Origin of the sequence: Oceanobacter mangrovi (assembly GCF_019740315.1) — a bacterium.
Taxonomy (GTDB): Bacteria; Pseudomonadota; Gammaproteobacteria; order Pseudomonadales; family Oceanobacteraceae; genus Oceanobacter; species Oceanobacter mangrovi.
Genome location: NZ_JAHXZR010000004.1, coordinates 41,545 through 64,061, shown reverse-complemented (window position 1 = coordinate 64,061; position 22,517 = coordinate 41,545). Strand labels below are relative to the sequence as shown.

Annotated in this window: 23 protein-coding genes; 1 reads left to right on the top strand and 22 read right to left on the bottom strand. The window is 54.1% G+C overall.

Annotation, left to right across the window (positions count from 1 at the left end; genetic code table 11):
- Nucleotides 1–80: 80 nt before the first annotated feature.
- The 12 genes from K6123_RS09780 to K6123_RS09725 form a co-directional block, all read right to left on the bottom strand.
- Nucleotides 81–1,298 (bottom strand): multidrug effflux MFS transporter, encoded by a 1,218-nt coding sequence (locus K6123_RS09780; RefSeq protein ID WP_221797165.1) that lies wholly within the window; start codon nucleotides 1,296–1,298, stop codon nucleotides 81–83.
- Nucleotides 1,299–1,642: 344 nt separating this feature from the next.
- Nucleotides 1,643–2,734 carry a TIGR00266 family protein gene (locus K6123_RS09775; protein WP_221797163.1) on the bottom strand — a complete coding sequence of 364 codons (1,092 nt, stop codon included), beginning with the start codon at nucleotides 2,732–2,734 and terminating at the stop codon, nucleotides 1,643–1,645.
- A 2-nt stretch (nucleotides 2,735–2,736) separates the two neighbouring features.
- Complete coding sequence (locus tag K6123_RS09770) at nucleotides 2,737–3,420, bottom strand: TIGR00266 family protein (protein ID WP_221797161.1); 684 nt, start codon at nucleotides 3,418–3,420, stop codon at nucleotides 2,737–2,739.
- Between the two features lie 11 nt (nucleotides 3,421–3,431).
- Nucleotides 3,432–4,097 (bottom strand): TIGR00266 family protein, encoded by a 666-nt coding sequence (locus K6123_RS09765; RefSeq protein ID WP_221797159.1) that lies wholly within the window; start codon nucleotides 4,095–4,097, stop codon nucleotides 3,432–3,434.
- Complete coding sequence (locus K6123_RS09760; RefSeq protein ID WP_221797157.1) at nucleotides 4,081–5,274, bottom strand: M48 family metallopeptidase; 1,194 nt, start codon at nucleotides 5,272–5,274, stop codon at nucleotides 4,081–4,083. Before K6123_RS09760 ends, K6123_RS09765 begins: the two co-directional genes overlap by 17 nt.
- 136 nt (nucleotides 5,275–5,410) lie before the next feature.
- Complete coding sequence (locus K6123_RS09755; RefSeq protein ID WP_246624723.1) at nucleotides 5,411–6,724, bottom strand: mechanosensitive ion channel family protein; 1,314 nt, start codon at nucleotides 6,722–6,724, stop codon at nucleotides 5,411–5,413.
- Between the two features lie 204 nt (nucleotides 6,725–6,928).
- The gene (locus tag K6123_RS09750) at nucleotides 6,929–7,339 is read right to left on the bottom strand and encodes a hypothetical protein (RefSeq protein WP_221797155.1); all 411 of its coding nucleotides are present in this window, start codon (nucleotides 7,337–7,339) and stop codon (nucleotides 6,929–6,931) included.
- A complete protein-coding gene (locus K6123_RS09745; RefSeq protein ID WP_221797154.1) occupies nucleotides 7,336–7,701 on the bottom strand; it encodes a hypothetical protein in 366 nt (121 codons plus the stop codon). Before K6123_RS09745 ends, K6123_RS09750 begins: the two co-directional genes overlap by 4 nt.
- Nucleotides 7,702–8,619, bottom strand: coding sequence for a hypothetical protein (locus K6123_RS09740; protein WP_221797152.1), 918 nt, complete (start codon nucleotides 8,617–8,619; stop codon nucleotides 7,702–7,704).
- Between the two features lie 155 nt (nucleotides 8,620–8,774).
- Nucleotides 8,775–8,975, bottom strand: coding sequence for a hypothetical protein (locus K6123_RS09735; RefSeq protein WP_221797150.1), 201 nt, complete (start codon nucleotides 8,973–8,975; stop codon nucleotides 8,775–8,777).
- Nucleotides 8,972–10,141: a PepSY-associated TM helix domain-containing protein gene (locus K6123_RS09730; RefSeq protein WP_221797149.1), complete on the bottom strand. Its 1,170-nt coding sequence runs from the start codon at nucleotides 10,139–10,141 to the stop codon at nucleotides 8,972–8,974. The genes K6123_RS09735 and K6123_RS09730 overlap by 4 nt, the downstream gene beginning before the upstream one ends.
- Before the next feature lie 8 nt (nucleotides 10,142–10,149).
- The gene (locus tag K6123_RS09725; protein WP_221797147.1) at nucleotides 10,150–12,180 is read right to left on the bottom strand and encodes a TonB-dependent receptor; all 2,031 of its coding nucleotides are present in this window, start codon (nucleotides 12,178–12,180) and stop codon (nucleotides 10,150–10,152) included.
- 155 nt (nucleotides 12,181–12,335) lie between these two features.
- Here K6123_RS09725 and K6123_RS09720 point away from each other — a divergent pair, with 155 nt between their 5' ends.
- A complete protein-coding gene (locus tag K6123_RS09720) occupies nucleotides 12,336–13,211 on the top strand; it encodes a helix-turn-helix domain-containing protein (protein WP_221797145.1) in 876 nt (291 codons plus the stop codon).
- 165 nt (nucleotides 13,212–13,376) lie between these two features.
- On the opposite strand, the gene dmpG is transcribed toward K6123_RS09720, so the two are convergent.
- The 10 genes from dmpG to K6123_RS09670 form a co-directional block, all read right to left on the bottom strand.
- On the bottom strand, nucleotides 13,377–14,426 hold the full coding sequence (gene dmpG / locus K6123_RS09715; RefSeq protein ID WP_221797143.1) for a 4-hydroxy-2-oxovalerate aldolase: 1,050 nt from the start codon (nucleotides 14,424–14,426) through the stop codon (nucleotides 13,377–13,379).
- A 2-nt stretch (nucleotides 14,427–14,428) separates the two neighbouring features.
- The gene (locus K6123_RS09710) at nucleotides 14,429–15,352 is read right to left on the bottom strand and encodes an acetaldehyde dehydrogenase (acetylating) (protein ID WP_221797141.1); all 924 of its coding nucleotides are present in this window, start codon (nucleotides 15,350–15,352) and stop codon (nucleotides 14,429–14,431) included.
- Between the two features lie 13 nt (nucleotides 15,353–15,365).
- Entirely contained in the window at nucleotides 15,366–15,599 is a 234-nt protein-coding gene (locus K6123_RS09705) for a tautomerase family protein (protein ID WP_221797139.1), read from the bottom strand.
- Nucleotides 15,600–15,654: 55 nt separating this feature from the next.
- Nucleotides 15,655–16,455 (bottom strand): 2-oxo-3-hexenedioate decarboxylase, encoded by an 801-nt coding sequence (dmpH, locus tag K6123_RS09700; RefSeq protein ID WP_221797137.1) that lies wholly within the window; start codon nucleotides 16,453–16,455, stop codon nucleotides 15,655–15,657.
- Nucleotides 16,455–17,294 carry a 2-oxopent-4-enoate hydratase gene (gene dmpE, locus K6123_RS09695; RefSeq protein ID WP_425517706.1) on the bottom strand — a complete coding sequence of 280 codons (840 nt, stop codon included), beginning with the start codon at nucleotides 17,292–17,294 and terminating at the stop codon, nucleotides 16,455–16,457. The genes dmpH and dmpE overlap by 1 nt, the downstream gene beginning before the upstream one ends.
- An 11-nt stretch (nucleotides 17,295–17,305) precedes the next feature.
- The gene (locus tag K6123_RS09690) at nucleotides 17,306–18,766 is read right to left on the bottom strand and encodes a 2-hydroxymuconic semialdehyde dehydrogenase (protein WP_221797135.1); all 1,461 of its coding nucleotides are present in this window, start codon (nucleotides 18,764–18,766) and stop codon (nucleotides 17,306–17,308) included.
- Nucleotides 18,767–19,023: 257 nt separating this feature from the next.
- The gene (locus tag K6123_RS09685; RefSeq protein WP_221797133.1) at nucleotides 19,024–20,085 is read right to left on the bottom strand and encodes an NADH:ubiquinone reductase (Na(+)-transporting) subunit F; all 1,062 of its coding nucleotides are present in this window, start codon (nucleotides 20,083–20,085) and stop codon (nucleotides 19,024–19,026) included.
- Between the two features lie 3 nt (nucleotides 20,086–20,088).
- The gene (locus K6123_RS09680; RefSeq protein ID WP_221797131.1) at nucleotides 20,089–20,451 is read right to left on the bottom strand and encodes a phenol hydroxylase subunit P4; all 363 of its coding nucleotides are present in this window, start codon (nucleotides 20,449–20,451) and stop codon (nucleotides 20,089–20,091) included.
- Between the two features lie 146 nt (nucleotides 20,452–20,597).
- Nucleotides 20,598–22,100: an aromatic/alkene/methane monooxygenase hydroxylase/oxygenase subunit alpha gene (locus K6123_RS09675; protein ID WP_221797129.1), complete on the bottom strand. Its 1,503-nt coding sequence runs from the start codon at nucleotides 22,098–22,100 to the stop codon at nucleotides 20,598–20,600.
- 141 nt (nucleotides 22,101–22,241) lie between these two features.
- Nucleotides 22,242–22,511, bottom strand: a complete 270-nt coding sequence (locus K6123_RS09670; RefSeq protein WP_221797128.1) for an MmoB/DmpM family protein — start codon at nucleotides 22,509–22,511, stop codon at nucleotides 22,242–22,244.
- Between the last annotated feature and the right edge of the window lie 6 nt (nucleotides 22,512–22,517).

Genomic DNA, 22,517 nt, shown 5'->3' with positions numbered 1-22,517 from the left:
AGGGGCGGCCACCAATCTGGCTGCTGCTCAGCCATAACCGTTCGTCAGCTTGTCGGGACATGATGCAGGCGCAACGGCGCTTACACTTTCACTGCCACAGCCTTTTTAACGTGTTTTGGGGTACCGAGCAGGATCAGCGTTAACGAAGTCAGGGAGGCCAGGCCAAAGCCCAGTAACAAGGGAACGATCGTGCCATTAAAGCTCATTCCGACCGCTCCGCCGACCAATACACCGATCAGCATTGTCAAAGCGCCAACCACCCCGGATGCGATCCCGGCCATATGACCAAATGCCTCCATTGCCAGCGCGTTGACATTGCCGAACAGCAAGCCCAGACAGAAGGTACTGACCGACATCATCAGAATAAATCCGGCCAGGGATACATCGATGATGCCCGAAGCAACCAGGGCGGCTTCAATCAGCGAAAGTGTGCCCAAAAACATCAGTACACGCGTCACCAGCGTCCGGATCTCAAAGCGGTAAACCAGACGGCTGTTCATAAAGGAAGAAATCCCGACGCCCAGAGAGATCATGGCGAAATACACCGGGAACATGTCCCCGGCACCGTATATGCCCTGCAAAATTCCCTGTACTGAGGTCAAAAAGGCAATAATTGACGACTGCGACAAACCGGCAACCAGGATATAAACCAATGCAACCCGATGAGAGACAACTTCCTTCATACCTCGCATGACCGGTTTTAGCGAAAGCGGCCGCTGATGTTCAGGCTTCAGCGTTTCCACCTGGCGGATCGAGAACCAGGCCAGCAGCGCCAGACAGATCACCCCCAGCAGTCCAAAAATGGCGCGCCATCCGGCAAACAGCAGCACCAGCTGACCGACCAGAGGTGCAACCACTGGACTGAAAATAAAGATCGTCATCACCAGCGACAACACGCGCGCCATCTCTGCTCCGGAATACTGGTCACGCACAATTGTGACGACCATCACCCGAGGCCCAGCGGCACCGACGCCCTGCAATACCCGTCCGAACAGCATCCACTCAAAGCTGTGTGCAAAAGTGCTGATGAAGGTGCCGACCAGCATCAAGGCCAACCCCAAATAGACCGCTGGTTTTCGCCCGAATGCGTCGGCAATCGGCCCGTAAAACAGCTGGCCAACCCCCAGCCCAACCATGATCGAGGTCAGGATCATTTGGTAGCGGTTGTTGTCCAGCGCATCCAGCTCCTCACCAATCTGCTGCAAGGCGGGCAGCATGGAATCAATAAATAACGCCGTCAGGCACATCATCGTCGCCATCAACAGCAGAAATTCAACGCGAATAGTCGATTTGGTCATAGGTGGGTCTTTGAAATGTTTTTAGTAATTATTGTTATGGTGCGCAACAGAAACTTTACTACGATTGCTGCGATTCTGGCAGTAAAAGTAGTCGGCCGAATGGCTCAATTACGGGTCTTTATTTTGCCTCGATTGATAGCAGGCCAGACCAATACACCAGGGATTTACGGCGGGGATTGTGGTGGTTCAATGAAAAGACAATGTCGCGTTTAAGCGGCTGAATTCAAGCTTGAAGCTGCCGTCCCGATTGGTTGCTGCTTTAACCAATCGGGACAGCAGTAAGGCCTCTTCCTGTCACTGAAAGTGGCCGTAGACTAGCGTCTGCATCTGAAGGCAAAGCGGGCTTATTTACTACTGGTCGGCCGGAACCAGTGCGCCCAGGAAGTGAATGCCGCCACACCCCGGGTCTGAATCCAGACCTTGCCCTGACCGGAGAAGCGGCAGACAAACCCCTCGCCCGAGAAAAACAGTGATTTGTAACCACCAACCTTGGTGATGTTGTAGTCCAGCCCGCTGGTGAAGGCGACGATATTGCCGGTATCCACCACGTAGTCGTCCTGCACATCAATTTCTATGATGGCACCATAGGTATTGAACCAGAGGTCGCCGGTACCACTACAACGAATCAGAAACAGGCTTTCGCCCGAGAAAAAGCCCTTGGTCAGCCCCTGCCATTTGCTTTCGGTTACCACTCCCATGCTGGAAGCGACAAACGCCGAGTTTTGCAGAAACACTTCCTCATCCTGCAGATACAGGTGTTTCACATCCCCGGGGCAGCCCGGTGCAATACCGATTTCCCCCGGCCCACCGTCGGCGGTGAATTCATTGATAAAAATCGACTCGCCGGTGATAAAACGTCCCAGGCCACCTTTGGCTTTGGTTTTCATCACCATATTGGTGCTCATGGTGGCCATCGCCGAGGCTTCGACCCGCAGGGTTTCGTTGGCGGGTAACTGCACCGTGATAAAGCCATAGTCCGGCTGGCCAGCCAGCTCAAAGGTCAGCCCCTGAAAGCTTTGCGGTACCACGGTGGCAGTTTCGGACGTAACTTCAACAGCTGCGCCAGCCGGGCGTTCAACAAGCGGGCTTGCGGCTGGCGCACGATCAGCAACACGGTTGCCAGCGGACTGACGTTTGGCTGAAGCCGCCGCAGCAGCACTCTCCTCCACCTCACCAGCCAGCGCCAGTTCAGTTGCAGGCTCCGCTGTTGGCTTTTTATCTGCCTGTACCAGGCAGTGAATGCCAATGTCATTCAAGGCTTTGTGGTAGCGCAGCGCCTGTGAATGGTCTTCCGTACGCTTGATCGCGCGAGGGGCACTTTTCAGCAGCTCCACCACTTTGGCTCGCTCCATCCTGAGCAGTTTGGCCAACGCAGTAACGGCCGTTTTGGCATCCGCGCCAGCCACCAGCTTGCCGGTAAGAATCACGTTATACATGGTCAGGCCTTCCTTGCGATCAGGTTAGGAGTGAGACTGTTGCCGAAGCTTTGCGGGTTATGTGACTGGCACCACAGGCGTCCCTTGCCGTGAAATTTACACACCAGGCCTTCACCACCCAGTATCGATTGCAGCCAGCTTTTACCCGCCTTGGTGATGGTGAAGTCCAGGGTTTCCTCAAAGGCGACGATGTGACCGGTGTCGACGATATATTCGCCATCAACATCAATCGGATAGATGGCACCAAAGGAGTTCAATACCACCTTGCCAGTGCCGCTGAGTTTGACCCAGAACACACTCTCTCCGGAAAGGATCGACTTGAAGCCCTGCCAGCCAGTGTCGATCTCAATGTCTTTCTCTCCTGCCATAAACGATGAGCCCTGCACGATCAGCGTTTCGTGGTCGAGTTGATGGACCATCATGTCACCGGCCAGCGCCGTGCCCAGCCACAATTCACCCGTACCGTTCTGCGGATGAAAGTGGTTCATAAAGATGGATTCACCCGAAAAAGCACGTTTGATTGCCTTCAAAACGCCGGCCTGGCCACGCTTGTAGGTGGTCGTTTCGATTTGCATATTGCCGCTCATGGCAATCATGGCACCGGCTTCGGTGGTACAGCTTTCGCCTTCTGCCAGTATCACTTTGGCAGCGGTATTGCCCGGCCGGTGTAACAGTTCGACTTCCATGTTTTACGCTCCTAACGGCCAAATTTTGGATTAATCCAGGACCCCAGCCCCGACAGGCTACGGGTCTGGATCACGACCTTGCCCTGGCCTTCAACCCGGGTCACCAGGCCTTCGCCAGAAAACAGCGACGAGAACAAGCCTCCGGCCAGTTGCAGCTTGAGTTTGATACCCGGCGGATAAGCCACCAGATGGGCCGTATCAACGATGTATTCACCGTCGATTTGCTTTTCCAGCAAGGCGCCATAAGCGCCATACCAGAGTTCACCATCACCATAGGCGTGCAGTTTGAACAGGCCTTCGCGAGCAATAAAAGACACCAGCCCAGCCCACTTCAGCCCCAGTTTGACGCCCGACGTACAGGCCAGAAACGCCCCTGGTTGCAGGAAGATACCCTGCTCATCCACCGTCACCGAGCGAATCTCACCGGGTGTCGGCTGCACCAGATAAAGCCCGCGTTTGCCATCGGTATTGTTCTGGAAATCACTGACAAACAGCGATTCACCACCGAGGTATTTGCGCAGCAGACCTTTGAACAGACCGCCGTTAAAACGGGCGTTCAGGTCAATATCCGCATCCATGCTCGACATGGCGTCGGACTCGGTGATGATGGATTCGCCCGGCTCCAGCTCCACCTGCAGATGTGAAAAGGCGTGGCCGCCCTCAATCGTTACCTTCATCCTTGTTTTTCTCCTGTTCTGATCCTGATACAAACCGTGAAACAGCCTGCTGCAATCGCTCAAAAGCGGGTTCAACACTGATATAGGAAGTGACTGGCGCTGCTGCAGCAATCATGTCGCCAATATTATTGATACGTTCCCCGGTCGCCGGGTGGGTACTGAGCAAGGCATAACTGCTCTCTACCAGATCATTGGATTCGCCATCCGTCAGCGCCTGCAAACGTTTTTGCTCCTCTTCCCGAAGACGGACAAAAAAGCTCTGTAGCCCTCGCGGATCGATATTGGCACGCTGCAACAGCACAAAGCCTTCACGGTCTGCTTCCCGTTCAAAATCACGGGAATAGCTCTGCCGCAGCAACAGCGGAGCAGCATCAGCCAGCACCGCTGCCAGCCCGGTGGCATCGCCCAATACCAGCCCCACCACCACGTAGGTGCCCATAGTGCTGATGATGTTGCGCAGACTGTGCTTTTGGGTAACGTGGGAGATTTCATGCGCCAACACCCCCAGCAGTTCGTTGGCATTGTCTGCCTCAAGAATCAGCCCGGAATGAATCACGATGTAGCCACCGGGTAAGGCAAAGGCATTAATCGAGGCGTCGTTGGCGACATAAAACTGATATTCGTAGGGCATCGGTGGCAAGGCTGCCAGCAGCGGCGCGGTAATTGGCAGCAACAAGTCTTGTGCCTGCTGCTGCGGCAGCATCTGATAGTTCACCTGATATTGGGCAAACACGGATTTACCCATCTCGGCTTCCCATTCCGGCGGCACCTGATTGGCGGCCATACGGGTAAGCGGCGACATCGAAAGGTACAGCGCCACGGGACTGAACAGCACCAGCAAGGCCACTACCGCCAGCAGATACCAGCCCCGATTACGGTGCGCGCGCGCCTTGCGGCTTTGTTGGAACAGCTCGGGATGAGCCTTGAACAAGGGATGTTTGAGAATCGAGCGGTCGCTGCAGTAGAGCGTCCAGTCGGGTTGGGATGGATCAGTGATGTAAACCAGCCGGTTGCTGGCACCGCCCATTTTCAGCTGCACCCTGTCGAGCGCCAGCGTGACCTGCTTGCCACCACCGTCAAACCGTAACAGACCATCTGACAGGGTCAGGGTGCCGGACGATTTGCCATTGGCGTAGCCCTGATAAAACGCATGAGCAGCAAATTGATTGCCCGACATTCCTGTATCCTTACAAAAAATGCATGTCGGGCAGCAATGTGCCGTTTGGGCAAAGATACGTCAAGCACACAGGTCATCAAGCGGAAAAATGAATCGCCTGAAGACTTGCCCCAGTCCGCGACCAGGAAACGCCGAATTACACCTTGCCGTTTTGCTCGTTCAGTATCCGCACTTCACGCTGCGGGAACGGAATCTCAAAACCGTTATCGCGCATGGCTTCGTAAATCATCAGCAACAAATCACCGCCCACGCGGTTACGACCGTCGTCGATGCCTTCCATCCAGAACTCCACGAACATATTGACGCCAGAGTCACCGAAGCTGTCGATCTCGCAGTCTGGCCGCTCTTCAATGGGAATGGTGTCGCCACTGATCACCTGCTCATGCGAAGCGACCGTTTGCTTGATGATTTCGACCAGCTGGCGAATATCAGAACCATAGGCCACCGAGAAATCGACCCGATAACGCTGCTTCTTGTTCTTGTGGGTCCAGTTGGTAAAAGTGCCTGATACGAACTTCTCATTCGGCACCATGATGATTTTGCCATCGAATGTCTCCAGCGCGGTGGAACGCAAGGTCAGTTCCAGCACATAGCCCTGACGACCATCTTCCAGCTCAATAAAATCCCCCACCGACACCGAACGGTCCAGCAAGATAATAATGCCGGAGATAAAGTTGGAAGCGATGGCCTGCAAGCCAAAGCCCAAACCAACACCGACGGCGCCACCAAACACCGCCAACGCCGTCAGATTGATGCCCATTACCTGCAACAGCAGCACACCAATCACCGCAAAAATCGCCACTTCCAGCAGTTTGGCAGCCACCTCACGGGTACGAAAATCGAGCTTTTCCTGACGCCGGATCATCTCCTGACCTGTGCTGTTGGAGACCCGCCCAAACCAGAACAGCAAGGAACCGAACAGCGCTACCCGGGCAATCCCGTAGGCAGAGAACTCGATGTTGCCAACGGTGATTTTCATCGACTCCAGCACAGCGACAATCGGTGCCAGCAGGTCTACCTGATGCAGGAACAGCAGCGGCATACCGATCCAGCGGAACACAAAGGCAATAAAATCATTGCGGACATGATCGCGAATCAGCGAATGCACCATCAACAGTAATGCCACCACCAGCGCAATGTGAACCAGCCATGACCGACCCAGCAACTGGCCACTGCCTTCAACAGCAAAGGTCAGCGCCGTGATGCTCAACAGCGGAAACAGCAGGCTTCCCAAATGACCACCGAGCTTTTTAAGTGGCGTCGCGGCGGTATTACCTTCGCTGTCAGACAGCAGTGGGAATAGCTTGCGGATACGGTTAGCAGCAAAATACGCCAGCGCGTAAATCACAGAAACCAGCAACAACTGGGCATAGGTCTCGGGTTGCGCTAACAGCTCAGAAAATTGCTCAAGGGTGCCAGTCAGTTTTTGCTGGTAAAGCTGGGAATCCAAATGGTCGCTCCTGCATTGCGGATCATATTTTTGTCGGGCCAGTATAGGATGACAGACATAAAAAAGCCCCGCGGTGTTCACAGCAGGGCAATCAGAGTTCGAGCGAGGCAGCCAGGGGTTCAGCTGAGTGAACCATCAAACGCGCCAGAAATTTGCTACGACATATACCCCAACAGCCTCAGTTAACCGATGCCGTCGGGGTGATTATTCATGTTCGCTATTCCGTTTCCGTGTGGCGGAGTATTCAACTTCTTTCTGTTTGATCAGGCCGGTGTAGTGAGCGGAGTCGACCTTGTAGAAGTGCGCCAGATGCTCCTCGACTTCTTCAATAGAAGTGCAGTCGAACAACACGCTTGTACGCTTTTTGAAAAAAGGTCCACAGTATTTGCGGCGAAACGCTGTTCCAGTCACAACGATCCAGAAGTCATCGTCAAAGCGGGTAATGCCCATCGACCGCTCATCGGTTTCCAGCCTCTGCAACATCACGGTATCAGTAGCACTCAGAACCTGCCATTCAGGTTGACGTATTGCTTCCCGAGCCTGCTCCAGGCTCATAAACAGATATTGGCTGCGGGTCTCAGGATCCACAAAGGAGGTCAAAGCATCAGTCGTCATACAAACCACTCGTATAGCTGAATAATAATGCCACCAGCCAGCAGCAATGCCAGACCTCCGACATGCCAGACCGCGAGCAGGGTTTCAAACCAGTTCGCGAATCCTTTGAGATATATGCGGTTGTAGCTGTAGAGCATGGCCGGATGGCGATTCAGGCGGTCGAACAGGCAGGCAAAACCGAATAGCGAAGCTCGCAGCAGACCACCATAACTATCGAAGGAATCGTTGTATACCTTATCTGCCGGGAGCAATTGCTTACGGACCCGACGGTCGAGGGTTAGACGGAGCATCAACGGACCAAATACAAGACCTATAAATGCAATGAAACCTCCAAATAAGATGACAACTTCCCAAGCAGGCATTCACATAACTCCATCATAGATTCTTGAAGATATTATGCTGACAGCCTTATCTGCGATATAGGCCGCACCACCCGCAACAACCAAACCAAATGCAACACCAGCAGCAGTTGGAACAATCATGGCCCCGATAATAACTCCAGCAAGAATACCTGCTGCAAAGCCAGCCCCCTGAATGACAGCTTCCCGCTTCCATTGAGAGTTATTATTCCGGCGCATCTGGTAAACCTTGTTGTATCTCAGCGCACCATCGAATGCGATAAATCCCGGGCCTGCAATCTTGCCGAATTTTGCCATTTTGGCCAGCCGTTGCATTTCCACATTATTCGCTAACGGAATACTGCGTTGAACTACACGCCCAGTCTGGTTCGTAATTTGCTCCATATGGGATATATGGCGTTGTAACACTTTCTGGCCACGTCGGTTAAATTCTTCATTCATTTCCTGAAAAGCAATCTGCAATTTTACCCTTGCACGCTCCAGAGTCGCCGGTGCTGCTCTATGGTTTCTGAGATCTTCGAATTCCATAACCGCTTTATCGTAGCTTTGCACCAGACTAAGCAGCTTGTCTGCAATTGCACTTGCTCCACCAACGCCGCCTCCGGTGAAGGTATTAGCATCACTGGTAAAATCCATCAGCCTAGAACTTTCCAATAACTCAGCCAATGCGGCTGTCGCAACCCCTCCAGCCGTCATGGCCATATGCATCAGAACGTTGTGATCTTCCCTTGGACACTGATTCACATTGATTGGTGAGGGAGTATTTCCCGGGATCAAAACAGGGCTGCCTGCCGCCACGTAGCCATTGGATGGTAAGTGATGATTCGCCGCTTTCATTCGATCAGTAGAAACCTTGCTGAAATCAGCACTTACCTGATCAAAGGTCGATTGACGTTGCGAATAAATCAGCAAACTGCTCATAAGTGCCTCCTTGGCATACTTTATCGAAAGGAAGCAAGGTAGTGCTGAGCTGCTATCACGGCAAATCGCTCTGATCTATTTTGAGACAATGATCAATATAGCGATGTAATACTTTGTCAGTAGCGCTGGTATCACCTATTGGTTATAAGGGAAGCTCACTCCACCGGATTACAGCGCCTGAACGTACTGCTCAGGCTGATCGCAACGGCGATCATGCCAAGTGATAACCAGGAGAACAAATCCCAGAGTTCATTCCCAATCAGGGCCGAAAGGATTCCGGCAAGAGCAATCAGATTGACCACTAATGGCCAACGATAAATCTCCCAAGTGCTACGCAAACGTCTGAGGTTTTTCATCCATTGGCTCCTGGAACAGGCTGCTGTTGCAATGTTTCTTCTTCCATTGCATGAATTTCCTCCACGCGTCTGACACCCCGACTTCCTCGTGCCAGCCAAAGGTAGATACCAGAGCCCAATGTAAAGATGGCCAGAATATCGAGTAATGCCCAGATGATTTTCAGAGGCAGACCGCCGTAGTCACCAAAATGCAGCGGCACGGAAATATTCACCATCGTCAGATACCAGGGGGTGCTTCGAATGCCATCCAACTGTCCTGTTGCAGCATCAAGGACGGCCAGTTTGATCAACCTCTCGGTTAGTGGGGTATTACCACGCAAGGCGACGGTGTAATGGTGTGGTGTCGCGTACGGACTACCGGGCATCGACATAAATGAAATATCTGCATCTGGCACCTCGGCCAGCAAGGCAGCCCTCACCTGGTCCGGCCCCACGGCGTTCTGCTCCAGCGTTGTACCACGGTAGGTATTGGCGATATCAGCCAGCTGTCCCTGCTGCCACAACATACTGAGCGGCTGTACCAGCGTCAGAATGATCCCCGTAATACCTACAACAAGCACCCAGCTAACGGTCGCCATTCCGGTAGCATTATGAATATCGAGCCATTTAATCCGCGCCCCACGTTCTCGTCGCACTGCAGTAAACGGTAACCTTTTCATGTACGGAGCATAGACAACGATGCCGCTGATCACAGAAACCGCAAACAATACCCCCATCAGTCCGAGAAACAGGGCACCCGGGAGTCCCATCAGCAGGGTTCCGTGCAAATCAAGCAGGAAAAACATGATGCCTTCATTCGGTGGCGGCGCTTTCAGGCGCTCACCGGTTCGACGATCAAAGGTCAGGAAGTAAGCCGAGCCTTCGTTGACTTTCATGGTTTCGCCCATCACCACCCGAATGATCGGATCAGTGTCATCCCATACCAGAAAGACCAGCTCCCAACCGGGCTTTTCGGCTTTGGAATCAGCCATAATCTGGTCCAGGCTGGCTTGCTGATCGTCAGCTACCGACGCATATTCCTCGGCGTGACTCCACTGATCAATTTCACTGTGAAAGATCAGTGGCAACCCGGTCAGACACAACAACAGCATAAACGCCATACAAATCAGGCTTGACCATTTATGAACCAGATACCAGACCCGTACAGCACGTTTCGACAAGGCCATAACGACTCCTAAAATCCGTACTCAACACCGGCCAGCAGTGTTCTGGGCTGCAACAAGGTTGCCGAGTCATCAGCGGCAGTATCACCAGTGAGAATGGACACCTCGCTGTCACTATCCAGCAGGTTTTTCCCTGCCAGGAACCAGCGGGTTTGCTCCATCTGGTAACTCACCTGAGCATTCACCACGGTATACGGATCGACTTTGCCGCGGGCTGTATTGGTTACATCGGAATAGTAGGAGTCGGTGTACCGCACACTCAGGGTCATTTCGAGGCCATCCAGCGGCGTTGTGACAAAGCCGGTATCCATGGAAAACGCCGGAGACCGGGCCAACTCATTGCCTTCAACAGTATCGTCGTCATAGCTATCAACCCGGGTCTTCAGCAGGCCCAGATTCAGATACACCTCATTGCCTTCAGAGAAGTAATAATCCACCCCCGCTTCCAGACCCATAGTCGAAGCCTTCTCAGCATTGCTGATGATGGTGGAGCCTGAGGACAGATTGAACGGCAACTGCATATCCCGGAACCGGTTGTAGAACAGGTTCGCCGTCAGGCCAAGCCGCTGATCCAGCAGACTGCCCCGCAAAAAGCCTTCATAGTTCCAGATAAATTCGGGGTCGTAGCTGTAATCAACATAAGGAGAATAAAAGGTGATACCGGCACCGCCACCGTTATAACCACGCCCAACGGTTGCCCCCAGTATCCAACCACTCTCCAGATAAAAGCTCGCTGTTAGCTTGGGCAAAAATTCCTTGTGCTCATCCTGATAATCGATCGCCAGTGGTCCAGCACTGCCTACCCGATAACGGGTTTCCTGCTCATAGCGGGCTCCGATTGTCAGGCCAAGCAACTCGCTGACACGCCAGTTCAGTTCTCCCAAAAGCGCATTGTTTTCGGTTTCGTCACGAAAGGTGCCACCGCCAAACAAATCAATGTATTCGTCCTGACTACTGCGAAAAATATAGGCGGCAACAAAACCGGAGATCTCATCATAGGCTGCATCCCCGATCCTCAGCATGGGCTGGAAGACCTTCTCCTGGCCATCGATTTCCAAATTGCCCTGGCTGGTTAGCGCATGACGATCCGTATGAAAATCGGTTGTTTGTAAATTCAGACCAACGCTCACCAGGTCATTCAACTGCCATTGGCTATCGAGAATTCCGAATATATTGCGAGAGTGAAACGTCGGCTGGTTCGGGAATTCAGCCTCTCTCTCCTCAAAAGGCCGAATGACGCGCTCCGACTGAGGCGCCTTGCCATCGGTCACCCCCGCTGTCAGCAGAGTCCGCCAGCGCTCCGACGGTACATAAAGCAGCTTTCCTCGCAGTGTTTGGGTGCGATAGACATCCGGCTCACTTTCTTCTTCATACGGAGTAAAGTCGACCGAGGTTTTATGACGCTGATAGTCGCCTGCGACCCTGAAAGCCAGAGTTTGATCGACCAGAGGACCACCAACGGCGAATGATCCGCCACGATGATCCTGCTGCCCTGCCATGCCCCGAACCTTGCCTTGCCAGTCAAACGTTGGATCGGCCGTTTTCATCACCAGGCTACCTGCGATGGAATTACGTCCCTGCAAGGTGCTTTGAGCGCCTCGGTAAACCTCGACCTGATCGATGTCCCACAGACTCGACGACTGAAAAACGGATTCATTAAACCCCAACGTCCGGCCATCAACCTGATACGTAAGGCGCGGGCGGGTTCCTGCCAGAAAGGCATTGGCACCAGAAGCCGGACCCGTACCATCAATGCCGCGAACCGCAGGCGCGTCATTGCCGGGCTCCACCGTAACGATGTTCGGAATATGATCAAGCCAATCCCCGGACGACTCGACCCCCGCCATGCTGCTCAGATCTTCCCCGGTTTTTGCCATCACGCTGGACGCCGTCTCACTCAGAGGACGGCTGGTTTTTTCACCAGTAACAACAATTTCTTCAACAACACGTGCCGGTTCAGACTCATCTGCAGCCAAGGCCAGCGGGCTCGCCATCACAAAGGCACTTCCCATCCATACCAAAGAATTCGTTTTCAGGTTCACTACTCCACTCTCCTGACTGACCAAACAGATAATTGCCTGGGCTGAACGCTCCATTCGCAATTGTAAATAATTCCTATTGATAGTAGCGTTGGGGAAATTCACGACCACTCCAAAAAGGACACTTGGCAAGGTCATTACGATGAAGCAGAGGCGTCATGATGAACTGGTCAATCCACCGCGATGAGCTCTATCAGCAGCTGCATTCCCTTGGTCGGGGATCCAACAAGCTGATATCCAACCCGACCGGCTCCTGTGTTATCAGTCAGGCCAGCTACGACACTTTCAAGGGCAAGGGTAATGATCAGCCCTACGCCGTTTTTATGCTGTGTGTGGGAGGAGGAGGAAGAACGGTAAGAAGTAATAACGGCTTTGAACTGGATGATGTCTGGCGACCCGGGCGAGTGGGTTTCGTTTTACCCGAAACAGCCTCCGAAGGGTTTACACCAGCTATGGACACACTCGCGATAGCTTTTGACATTGAGGATATCCCGGCCTGCCACAGCGGCGCTGTCGATCCCGAAACCCTGCGCCCAGCAACCCGCCAATTGATTGATGACTCGCTGCTGAGTGGGCTGATGCTGACGCTGCTGCGTAATGCTGAATACCATGGTGCAGCTTCAGCTTTTTTTGATCACGGCATATCCCTGTTGATCTACCGTTTGACCCAATTACTCAATAGCCAACCGAAACCCGCACACTGGTCTGCCAATAAGCTGGCAAAACTCAACGCCGCCATGGAAATGATCGACCAGCAGCTTGATGGCGACTTGAGAATTACCGAATTGGCCGCAGCCTGCGGCCTGGATACCAAAACCTTTACCCGCACGTTCAAGCGCCAGACTGGCTACACGCCCTATCAATACCTTACTTTCCAGCGCATGAAGCAAGCCCGGATTCTGCTGCAAGACAACACGCCGGTAACCACAGCAGCACTGCAAGTGGGATACTCCAATCCCGCCAAATTTGCAGCGGTTTTCAAGCACTGGCATGGCTGCCAACCGAGTCAGTGGAAACGCAATCAGGATTGCTGATAACGCCTGTTACAGCCAATATTTTCGGGCAGATCGAGAGCCAGAGACAAAAAAGCCCCGCTGTGTTCACAGCAGGGCAATGAGAGTTCGAGCGTTACAACAATGGGTCACATAGTGGGCATGACGTCGCGAGCCCTGCGCCGCCATGAACCAGAACAGCGTTGATTACAACGCTGATTCCTTCAGCAAGCCGCGTTCTTTCGCCATGGTCATGGCAGTGTCGATGATCATATCTTCCTGACCACCAATCATTTTCTTGCGGCCCAGTTCCACCAGCACGTCACGGGCTGGGACGCCGAAGCGTTCAGCGGCACGTTTGGCGTGCAGCAGGAAGGTGGAATAGACACCGGCGTAGCCCAGCGTGAGGGAGTCGCGGTCGATACGGACCGGTTTTTCCATCAGTGGGGTGACGACGTCTTCGGCCAGGTCCATCAGTTTGAACAGGTCGGTGCCTGTGTTGGCGCCCATGCGCTCAACCACAGCGACAAACACTTCCAGCGGTGTGTTGCCTGCGCCAGCGCCCATACCGGCAACAGAAGCGTCGATACGACTGGCACCGGCTTCCACCGCAGCGATGGAGTTGGCGATGCCCATGCCCATGTTGTGGTGGCCGTGGAAACCGATTTCGGTTTTTGGATCGAGCGCGTCACGCAAGGCTTCAATACGCTCGGTAACGTCTTCTGGCAACATAAAGCCCGCCGAGTCGGTCACGTACACGGTTTGCGCGCCGTAGGATTCCATCAGCCTGGCTTGTTTCACCAGCCCCTTGGCATCGTTGAGGTGTGCCATCATTAGGAAGCCGGTGGTGTCCATGCCCAGTTCACGGGCACAGGCAATGTGCTGTGGTGAGGTATCGGCTTCGGTGCAGTGGGTGGCCACGTGAACCGAACGGGCACCTTCCCTATATGCACTGCGCAGTTCGTTCATGGTGCCCAGACCCGGCAGCAGCAGCACGGAGACCCTAGCGTTTTTCACCGCGTCGGCAACGGCGGAAATGTATTCCTCGTTGGATGCCAACGCAAAACCATGCTGCAGCGAGTTACCACCCAGACCGGCACCGTGGGTACATTGCAGGTAAGGAATACCGGCGTCGTCCAGCCCTTTGGCGACACGAACCATTTCTTCCACGGAGATCTGTTCACGCTTGGCATGCATGCCATCGCGCAGACACATGTCGTGCAAAATGATGTTACGACCTTTCAAACGCTTAGCCATGATCAAGCCTCCATAGCTTTCAGGTTGTATTCGCCCGCCAACATTTTTTCGGCGAACATTTCGGCAGTACGGGTTCCGGCAGCGGTCATGATGTCGAGGTTACCGGCGTAAGTCGGCAGGTAGTCACCCAGGCCCGCCACTTCCATATACACAGCCACGCGGTGGCCTTGTGGTACTTCGTCGAAAACCGGGCCGTTGACCAGACGGTAGCCTGGTACGTACTTCTGTACTTCCTTGATCATCTTCAGAACGGACTCGGTGATCGCGGCTTCGTTTGGCTTGTCAGCGGTGAGGCAATAAATGGTGTTACGCATGATCATTGGCGGTTCAGCCGGGTTGATGATGCACAGCGCCTTGCCTTTCTTGGCACCGCCGACTTTCTCGATGGCGTTGGAGGTGGTGTAGGTGAACTCGTCCAGGTTGGCGCGAGTACCCGGGCCGACGGATTTGGACGACAGCGAGGCGATGATCTCGGCGTATTCCACTGGCTGGATCTGCGACACTGCATTCACAATCGGAATGGTGGCCTGACCTGCACAGGAGATCATGTTGACGTTTTTCTCGGCGCGTTCGGCGTGTTCTTTCAGGTTCACTGGTGGTACACACAGAGGGCCAATGGCCGCTGGCGTCAGGTCGATCATCAGCACGCCCAGCTCGTTGAGCTTGCGGCTGTTCTCGGCATGCACATAGGCGGAGGTGGCGTCGAAAGCGATCTGGATTTCATCTTCCAGTACGTGAGGCAGCAAGCCATCCACACCTAGGTGGGTGGTTTTCAAGCCCATCGCCGCAGCGCGCTTCAGCCCCTCTGATTCCGGGTCGATACCCACCATCCACACGGGTTCCAGCAGCTCACTGCGCTGGATCTTGTAGATCAGGTCGGTACCGATGTTGCCTGAACCGATCAGGGCACATTTGATTTTAGCCATCGTAAAGGTCCTCTTATTCGGTTTTGGAAGTGGTGTCTGCCGCAGCCGCTGCAGCAGCCTGGTCGGATGCCCGACCGGCTTTGCCAGCGACAAAAAATTCGCCGTTCCTGTGTTCAGTAATCAGGATGCGCACGGTGTTCGGGCTGCAATCCAGCGCTTCAACGCAGGCAGCGGTCACTTTCTCGGCCAGCCGGGCCTTGTCTTCCAGTGATCGTCCTTCCAGCATGTGCATTTCGATAATTGGCATGAGGGTGACCCCTTTTTATTTTTGTGCCCTGTCGACCACGCGACAGAGACTGAGGTTATTCAATAAAGGAAACCGATACCGAGCCCAGTTCCTGGAAGCGTGCGGAAACAAAGTCGCCGGGTTCAACGGCAACCGCAGCCGTGATACCACCACTCATCACGAAGCTGCCTTTGGGCAGGTATTCACCCAGCCCGTGCAGGATATTCACCAGCATGGCGACGGCTTCGGCCGGGTTGTTCATCACCGCAGCGCCAGCGCCCATTTCAACGATTTCACCGTTTTTCTCCATCACCACACCGAGGGTGCGCAGATCCAGATCACTGGCGTAACGCGGACGGCCGCCGCCAACAAAACGAGCCGATGAGCCGTTATCGGCAATCACGCTTTGCAGGTCGAAACTGAACTTCTGGAAGCGGGAGTCGATGATCTCGATGGCAGGCAGCACGTAATCCGTAGCCGCTAACACCTGTTCGGCGGTGCAATTCGGGCCTTCCAGATCATTGGAAGTGACAAAGGCGATTTCACATTCCACGCGCGGATGCACCAGCTCGGAAACGGAAATCTTGCCGCCTTCCGGTACTGCCATCTTGTCTGTCAGGAAACCTATCGACGGTACTTCCACGCCCATTTGCTTCATCTTGGCCCTGGAAGTCAGACCGGCTTTCCAGCCCACCAGCTTGTGGCCCTGCTCGATAAAACGACGACGCAGTTCGTTCTGCACCGCGTAACCATCGTCCATGGTCATGGCCGGATATTCGTTGGTCAGCTTGGGAATTTCGTAGGCACGGGTTTGTGCGCCTTCCACACGCTCACACAGGCGCACGATGTCTTCACGATTCAGTGTGACGTCTTTCATTACTTGCTCTCCTGTGCATTTGCTTTGGCCTGACGTTGAACCGAGGTGGTGCCTTTAAAGGACACAGAACAGCTACCCAGACCGCCCACAGTGCAGGTCAGGGTGTCGCCATCCTTGATTTCTACCAGCTGGGATTGGGACCCAGACAAGATCACTTCACCGGCCTTGAACGGAATGCCCAGTGTCCCCAGCGTATTGGCCAGCCAGGCCACCGCATTGACCGGCGAACCCTGCACCGCCGCACCGGCAGAGGTGCTCAGCAGCTCGCCGTTTTTCTCCAGCACCATGCCTGCCAGCGTCAGGTCGAGTTTTTTCGGATCGCCTTTGGTCTCGCCCAGCACATACACACCACAGGAAGCGTTATCAGCCACGGTGTCCTGAATCTTGATCTTCCAGTTGTCGATTCGGGAGTCGACAATCTCGAAACACGGCACTACATAGTCCGTGGCACGGATCACGTCCATGGCGGTAACGCCCGGGCCGATCAGATCTTCTTTCAGAATGAAGGCCAGCTCGGCTTCGGCTTTCGGCTGGATCAGTTCATCCAGATTCATGACGTCGCCTTCGGCGTAGATCATGTTGGAAGTCAGCTGACCAAAATCCGGCTGAAACACGCCGAGAAAATCCTGCACCGGCTTGCTGGTGACGCCGATCTTTTTACCCACAATGGTTTCACCAGCTTCCAGACGACGCTGAATAAAACGCTCCTGAATGCGGTAGCCGTCTTCCAGCGTGATGTCTTCAAACCGTTCGGTGAACGGCACCAGAGTGGTCTGGCTGACAAAAGCGTTGTACAGCTCGTCACCGAGCTGGTTGATCTGTTCTATATCCATAGCCATGTCAGCACTCCTTACAGCTTGATGCAGACGTTGCGCAGTTCGGTGTAGAACTCCAGCGAGTGCACCCCACCCTCACGGCCAATACCAGACTGCTTGGTGCCACCGAATGCGGTACGCAGGTCACGCAGGAACCAGGAGTTGACCCAGGAGATACCGACGTCGATACGCGCCGTCACACGGTGGGCACGGTTCAGGTTGGTAGTCCAAATGGTGGTCGACAGGCCGTATTCGGTATCGTTGGCCTTGGCGACGACTTCTTCTTCGGTGTCGAACGGGCTGATATGGCAGCAAGGGCCAAAGATTTCTTCTTTCACCACGGCTGCGGTTTCTGGCAGGCCGGTCCAGATGGTGGGCTGCACGAAGTTACCTTCGGCCAGTTCGCCTTCCATTTGTGGCACACCACCACCGGTGACCACGGTAGCGCCTTCTTCAACGGCCTTGTTGTAGTAGCTCAGCACCTTGTTCTGATGCTCACGGCTGATCAGCGGACCGTAGTTCACACCAGCGTCGGTCGGACGACCAAACTTCACGCTTTCTGCCTTGGCTTTCAGGGCCGTCACAAACTTGTCGAAAATCGGACGCTCAACGTAAACACGCTCGGTGCCCAGACACACCTGCCCGGTGTTCAGGAAAGCAGAGCGGAAAATGCCATCCACTGCGGCATCAAAATCCGCATCGGCAAAGACGATACCGGCGTTCTTGCCACCCATCTCGAACGACACGTCACGCGTACCTTCAGAAGCCGCCTTCATGATGGCGCTGCCGGTACGGGTTTCACCGGTGAAGGTGATGGCATCAACGCCCGGATGGGAGGTAATGAATTCACCAGCGGAGTTCGGGCCAAAGCCGTTCAGCACGTTGTAGACACCTGCCGGGATACCGACCTTGTTCATCACCTCACCCAACAGTGCGGCAGTGAACGGGGTTTCTTCGGAAGGCTTCACCAGTACGGTGTTACCACAGGCCAGAGCAGGACCAACTTTCCAGGTCATCAGCAGGAAAGGCGCGTTCCATGGCGAGATCACACCGATCACGCCTTTGGGTACACGCAGACCGTAGTTCAGTGCGCCACGGCCGTCTGGCGTATCCGTCATAAAGGATTCGGTCGGAACATTCTTAATAACGTCGGCAAAGACCTTGAAGTTGGCTGCGCCACGGGGAATGAAGACGTGCTTCATAACGTGTTCTGGCTGACCGGTGTCTTCCATTTCGGCAGCAACAAAATCGTCGAAGCGACGGGTGATTTCATCCGCAACTTCGTACAGCAAACCAACACGGGTTTCCTGGGACATGGAACCCCATTCACCATGCAAGGCAGCGCGGGCAGCCTTGACGGCTTCATCCACGTCTGCGGCGCTGGCTTCTGCGATAGAGGCAATGATTTTGTTATCGACGGGAGAGCGCTTGTCAAAACGACGGCCGCTGGACGCTGCTTTGAAAGAGCCATTAATGAAATTATCAATCTGGAGCATAACGCGTGAACCTCGACCTTTAATTAGAGTTATCCAGCAACCTGCTGGTCGATCGTTAAAGTTCAAGGGTAAAGAATGCTCTACATACCAGCTAATACTATTTAATCGGCTCCTTCATACCTGTCAGGTATCAATTTAGCTTGTCAGCAGTGATCCAGCAGCGTGGACAAGTGGCTGGCAGAGAGTGGCTGGCAGAGAGTTGCCAGTAGAGAGTGACGAAGCAGCCCCGAACACGTCGGGGCTTGCAGGGCTGTACGCTAGATACGTTTGAACAAGGCGGAACGAGGCTGATCTTCAGCTCCATCCGCCTTGGTGTAGAAACGCTCCATGTGAATGTCCCGTTCGAACAGACGCCCCTGCATAAAGGTGGTAATGGCAGCATCAATCATCGGTGGCGGCCCACACAGGTAGGCTTTGTGGCCTTCAAATTTGCCATCAAAATGGGCTTTGGCTGCGTCGTGTACAAAGCCCGTAAAGCCTTGCCAGTCATCGCCGTCAGCCGGTGCGTTCAACGCCGGAATATAGTGGAAGTTGTCATACTGCTCCGCCAGCTGCTGCAATAACTCACGGTTGTACAGCTCACTGACATTACGGGCCCCCTGAAACAGGTAGATCTGGCGGGTATCTCCTTGTTCCAGCATATCCAGCAGCATGGATTGCGGGCTCGATAACCCCGAGCCACCAGCAATAAAAATCACGTCCTTATCGTCCGACTTGCGCACGAAGAACTGACCATAGGGGCCAGCTACCTTCAGTTCGTCACCCACTTGCATGGTCTCGTGAATCCAGCTGGTCGCCGCTCCACCCGGCACCAGACGCACGTGCAGCTCCAGTTCAGCAGCTTTCGATGGCGGATTGGCAATCGAGAATGCCCGCGAGCCCTCAATCCCCGGAATCGTCAGGTTGATGTACTGGCCTGCCTGAAATGCCATTGCGCGATCCAGCTGGAAGCGAATGCCCTTGATCGTTGGCGACAAATCCTCAATGGCAACGACCGTGCCCCTGAAGTCCTCTACCGGGTGTCCGGCGAAGTCATCGTCTACATCGACGTCAGCCTCAATCACCAGATCGCTTTCCGGTTTGGCGCAGCAGGCAAGAATTTTGCCTTCATCACGCTCCATATCCATCAGAGCAAAGGGCGAGGCATCACCGATATCAACATCGCCTTCCAGTAGTTGGCACTTACAGGTTGCGCAAGTGCCGTGACCACAGGCAAACGGTAACCAGACTCCCTGACGCAACGCCGCATCCAGGATTGTCTGGCCTTCCTCGACTTCGATTTCCTCGCCAGTCGGTTCAATGGTTACCACATAGCTCATGAGTTATACCCCCGCGTTCTGGAAGCCGCTCAGGCCAGGCGTGTGGAAACGCAGCATGGATTTATGGCCAATGCCCTGCTCGGCCAATCCTTGCTGTTCATCCGGAGTAAAGGCCTCGCCATCCAGAGTCCATTCAACACGGCTCCAGTCGATCTCTGGCCATTCGGGATGAATACCAAAAGTGCCTGCCATGACCTGTTCACGCAGTGCCACAAAGGGCATATCCGGTGGCAACGGCCAGCTCATGGGGGCAGGAAACAAACGGTGTGCAGCCCAGTCGACGTACACCACCTGATTACCGTGAAAGTTTTCAAACTTATCTTTGATTTCGCCGGAGTAATCCGGAACGATCGCGTTAACAGCCATATTGTTATTCTCGTCAGGTATTTTTTCTCGCTCCCACGCCTGGCGTGGGAGCGCCATTTCCGCAGCACGGATAAACCCTGGTGGCGGATGGCGGTAGCTTCACTGCCTCTATCCGACCTGCATGGATCAATGCATATGTCCCGCAATCAGCCCTGCTTTTTCCACTCTTTCCAGCGCTGTTCGTCCGGGCTGCCTTTTATGTCGAGGTTGTCGGCGCCCAGATTGAAGTGGTAGTAGTCCTTGAGGATGTCCGGAATATCTGGCCCGCCACAGTTGCCCTGGAAAATCTGGTGAGCAGGCAGCCAGGCCTGAACGTATTTTTCGGGCTCGTCTTCGAAAATGTCCTTACAGCCGTCAGAACAGAAGTGGTACTTGTCGCCCTGATATTCAGTCACGCAATGAGAGACCTCGGTCGGGTTGTCCATATCGGTGAACAACAACGGAATCTGACAGGTGTTACAGAGCTGTGGCAGGGCGTTGTGATAGATACGTTTACCCTCGGCTTCCAGCTTTTTCGCCAGCTCCCAACGCGGCCGGTAGTATTTGTCGAAGGTGTCTGGATACTTTTCGCCCAGCCAGTCCAGCTCTTCATCGGTCGGAATCCAGGTATGGAAACCAGCCGCGTGACCATAGGTGTAGAAAGTCCACCAGGCCTGATGGGAAACGTGTTCCTTTTCTTTCTCGATCACTCCAGCGTACTTCGGCATGCGGATGCCGTAACGTGCCAGATCCTTGAACAGAGCCCCACCCGCTTCCTCGAAGTAGACTTCCCAGCCTTCCTTCCAGCTCATCACCTTATTGGGCAGCATGTAGTCCATCATCATGCCGACGATGCTGAGCAAACGGGTGCCACGCCAGAACCATTTGTCGATCCACTTCTGCACAATCGGCACATTGGCTTCATCCTGCTCCAGCAGGAACTTGATCACTTCAAGGCCCAGCGTCATATGGCGGGCTTCATCAGACTGCGCCGAGAAACCGAAGGTTACCGTCGCCATATCACCGTTGTGTGCCGCGCCCGACATAAAGGGCACAAACACCAGATTGGTCAGCACGTATTCGAAGCTGAAAGAAATCGCCACCAGAAACTCGAATGGGCCGCCGGTACGAGCGTCATCGAAGAATGACTTCGGCACCGACAGGTACCACACGCGGTCGTGCATGTGGGTCCAGTCGTGGAAGCCGTCGAAGAACTTGTTGTACTGACTCATGGCGTGAACCTGAGTCTGCACATGACGCAGTTCATCGATGGATTGCATCTGACAGGCAACCCGCGCCCCCACACCACCGAACTGACGGCCAACATGGGCAAAGCCCTGATAGGCTTGATATTCCAGTGGCGAAATACCGGTCAGAAACAATTTGATTGCGTTTATATAACGTGCGTCAGAGACATTCAGATGGCCGTTATGCTGTTGTGATGCATCAAAGATGGCGTAGAGCTTTTTCTCTTTTTCAGCCTGATATTTCCAGTAGGCATCCATGGTCAGGCGGAATGGATCTTCCCATTTGGACCAGTCGTGAATCTTGATGCCTTCAAAGTCCTCGTAAGGAAAAGCCTGCTTGCGATCCTCGTAGGAAAAATCCCAGTCTAGGTCTCGGGTCAGTAACTTGTATTTGTCTTTCAGGTTCAATTTCTTCGCAGCCATAACAGGCTCCTTGTTGTTATTTTTGTGGTCGACCAGCAGCAGTCAGGCAGCCGACGCGATTGTCTCGTTCTCACGCTCTGCGTGGGAACGCCAGGACGCTGCGGCTACCAGGCAGGAGCGTGGGAGCCAGATTTCGTCCATTTAAACCGCCCAGCTCAACTCCAGCCGGTCTTCATCCTCATCCACATTACCGCCCAGACTGATCAGGTTCAGATGCAGCTCCTGCACATCCCAGTCACGACCGAGTTTGTCTTCGACGGTCTCGCGGTTAATCACCAGACGACCTTCAGCTTCCAGCCGAATCAGCGCTGGCTGATGGATGGTGGTAACTTCCGGGTTGTCTGCTTCGATGGCTTCCACCAGGTAGCGGGAATCGTCGTTGTCTTGCAGGATCAGGTACACTTTTGACATGGGAAT

Excerpts from the sequence above, each read along its gene's own strand:
- K6123_RS09740 (WP_221797152.1), bottom strand. The coding sequence starts at position 8,619 with ATGAGCAGTTTGCTGATTTATTCGCAACGTCAATCGACCTTTGATCAG.
- K6123_RS09685 (WP_221797133.1), bottom strand. The coding sequence starts at position 20,085 with ATGAGCTATGTGGTAACCATTGAACCGACTGGCGAGGAAATCGAAGTC.
- K6123_RS09765 (WP_221797159.1), bottom strand. The coding sequence starts at position 4,097 with ATGAAGGTAACGATTGAGGGCGGCCACGCCTTTTCACATCTGCAGGTG.
- dmpG (WP_221797143.1), bottom strand. The coding sequence starts at position 14,426 with ATGGCTAAGCGTTTGAAAGGTCGTAACATCATTTTGCACGACATGTGT.
- K6123_RS09760 (WP_221797157.1), bottom strand. The coding sequence starts at position 5,274 with ATGTCGGGCAATCAATTTGCTGCTCATGCGTTTTATCAGGGCTACGCC.
- dmpE (WP_425517706.1), bottom strand. The coding sequence starts at position 17,294 with ATGGCTATGGATATAGAACAGATCAACCAGCTCGGTGACGAGCTGTAC.
- K6123_RS09775 (WP_221797163.1), bottom strand. The coding sequence starts at position 2,734 with ATGTATAACGTGATTCTTACCGGCAAGCTGGTGGCTGGCGCGGATGCC.
- K6123_RS09675 (WP_221797129.1), bottom strand. The coding sequence starts at position 22,100 with ATGGCTGCGAAGAAATTGAACCTGAAAGACAAATACAAGTTACTGACC.
- K6123_RS09770 (WP_221797161.1), bottom strand. The coding sequence starts at position 3,420 with ATGGAAGTCGAACTGTTACACCGGCCGGGCAATACCGCTGCCAAAGTG.
- K6123_RS09670 (WP_221797128.1), bottom strand. The coding sequence starts at position 22,511 with ATGTCAAAAGTGTACCTGATCCTGCAAGACAACGACGATTCCCGCTAC.
- K6123_RS09680 (WP_221797131.1), bottom strand. The coding sequence starts at position 20,451 with ATGGCTGTTAACGCGATCGTTCCGGATTACTCCGGCGAAATCAAAGAT.
- K6123_RS09690 (WP_221797135.1), bottom strand. The coding sequence starts at position 18,766 with ATGCTCCAGATTGATAATTTCATTAATGGCTCTTTCAAAGCAGCGTCC.
- K6123_RS09705 (WP_221797139.1), bottom strand. The coding sequence starts at position 15,599 with ATGCCAATTATCGAAATGCACATGCTGGAAGGACGATCACTGGAAGAC.
- K6123_RS09720 (WP_221797145.1), top strand. The coding sequence starts at position 12,336 with ATGATGAACTGGTCAATCCACCGCGATGAGCTCTATCAGCAGCTGCAT.
- K6123_RS09780 (WP_221797165.1), bottom strand. The coding sequence starts at position 1,298 with ATGACCAAATCGACTATTCGCGTTGAATTTCTGCTGTTGATGGCGACG.
- K6123_RS09735 (WP_221797150.1), bottom strand. The coding sequence starts at position 8,975 with ATGAAAAACCTCAGACGTTTGCGTAGCACTTGGGAGATTTATCGTTGG.
- dmpH (WP_221797137.1), bottom strand. The coding sequence starts at position 16,455 with ATGAAAGACGTCACACTGAATCGTGAAGACATCGTGCGCCTGTGTGAG.
- K6123_RS09750 (WP_221797155.1), bottom strand. The coding sequence starts at position 7,339 with ATGACGACTGATGCTTTGACCTCCTTTGTGGATCCTGAGACCCGCAGC.
- K6123_RS09730 (WP_221797149.1), bottom strand. The coding sequence starts at position 10,141 with ATGGCCTTGTCGAAACGTGCTGTACGGGTCTGGTATCTGGTTCATAAA.
- K6123_RS09745 (WP_221797154.1), bottom strand. The coding sequence starts at position 7,701 with ATGCCTGCTTGGGAAGTTGTCATCTTATTTGGAGGTTTCATTGCATTT.
- K6123_RS09710 (WP_221797141.1), bottom strand. The coding sequence starts at position 15,352 with ATGGCTAAAATCAAATGTGCCCTGATCGGTTCAGGCAACATCGGTACC.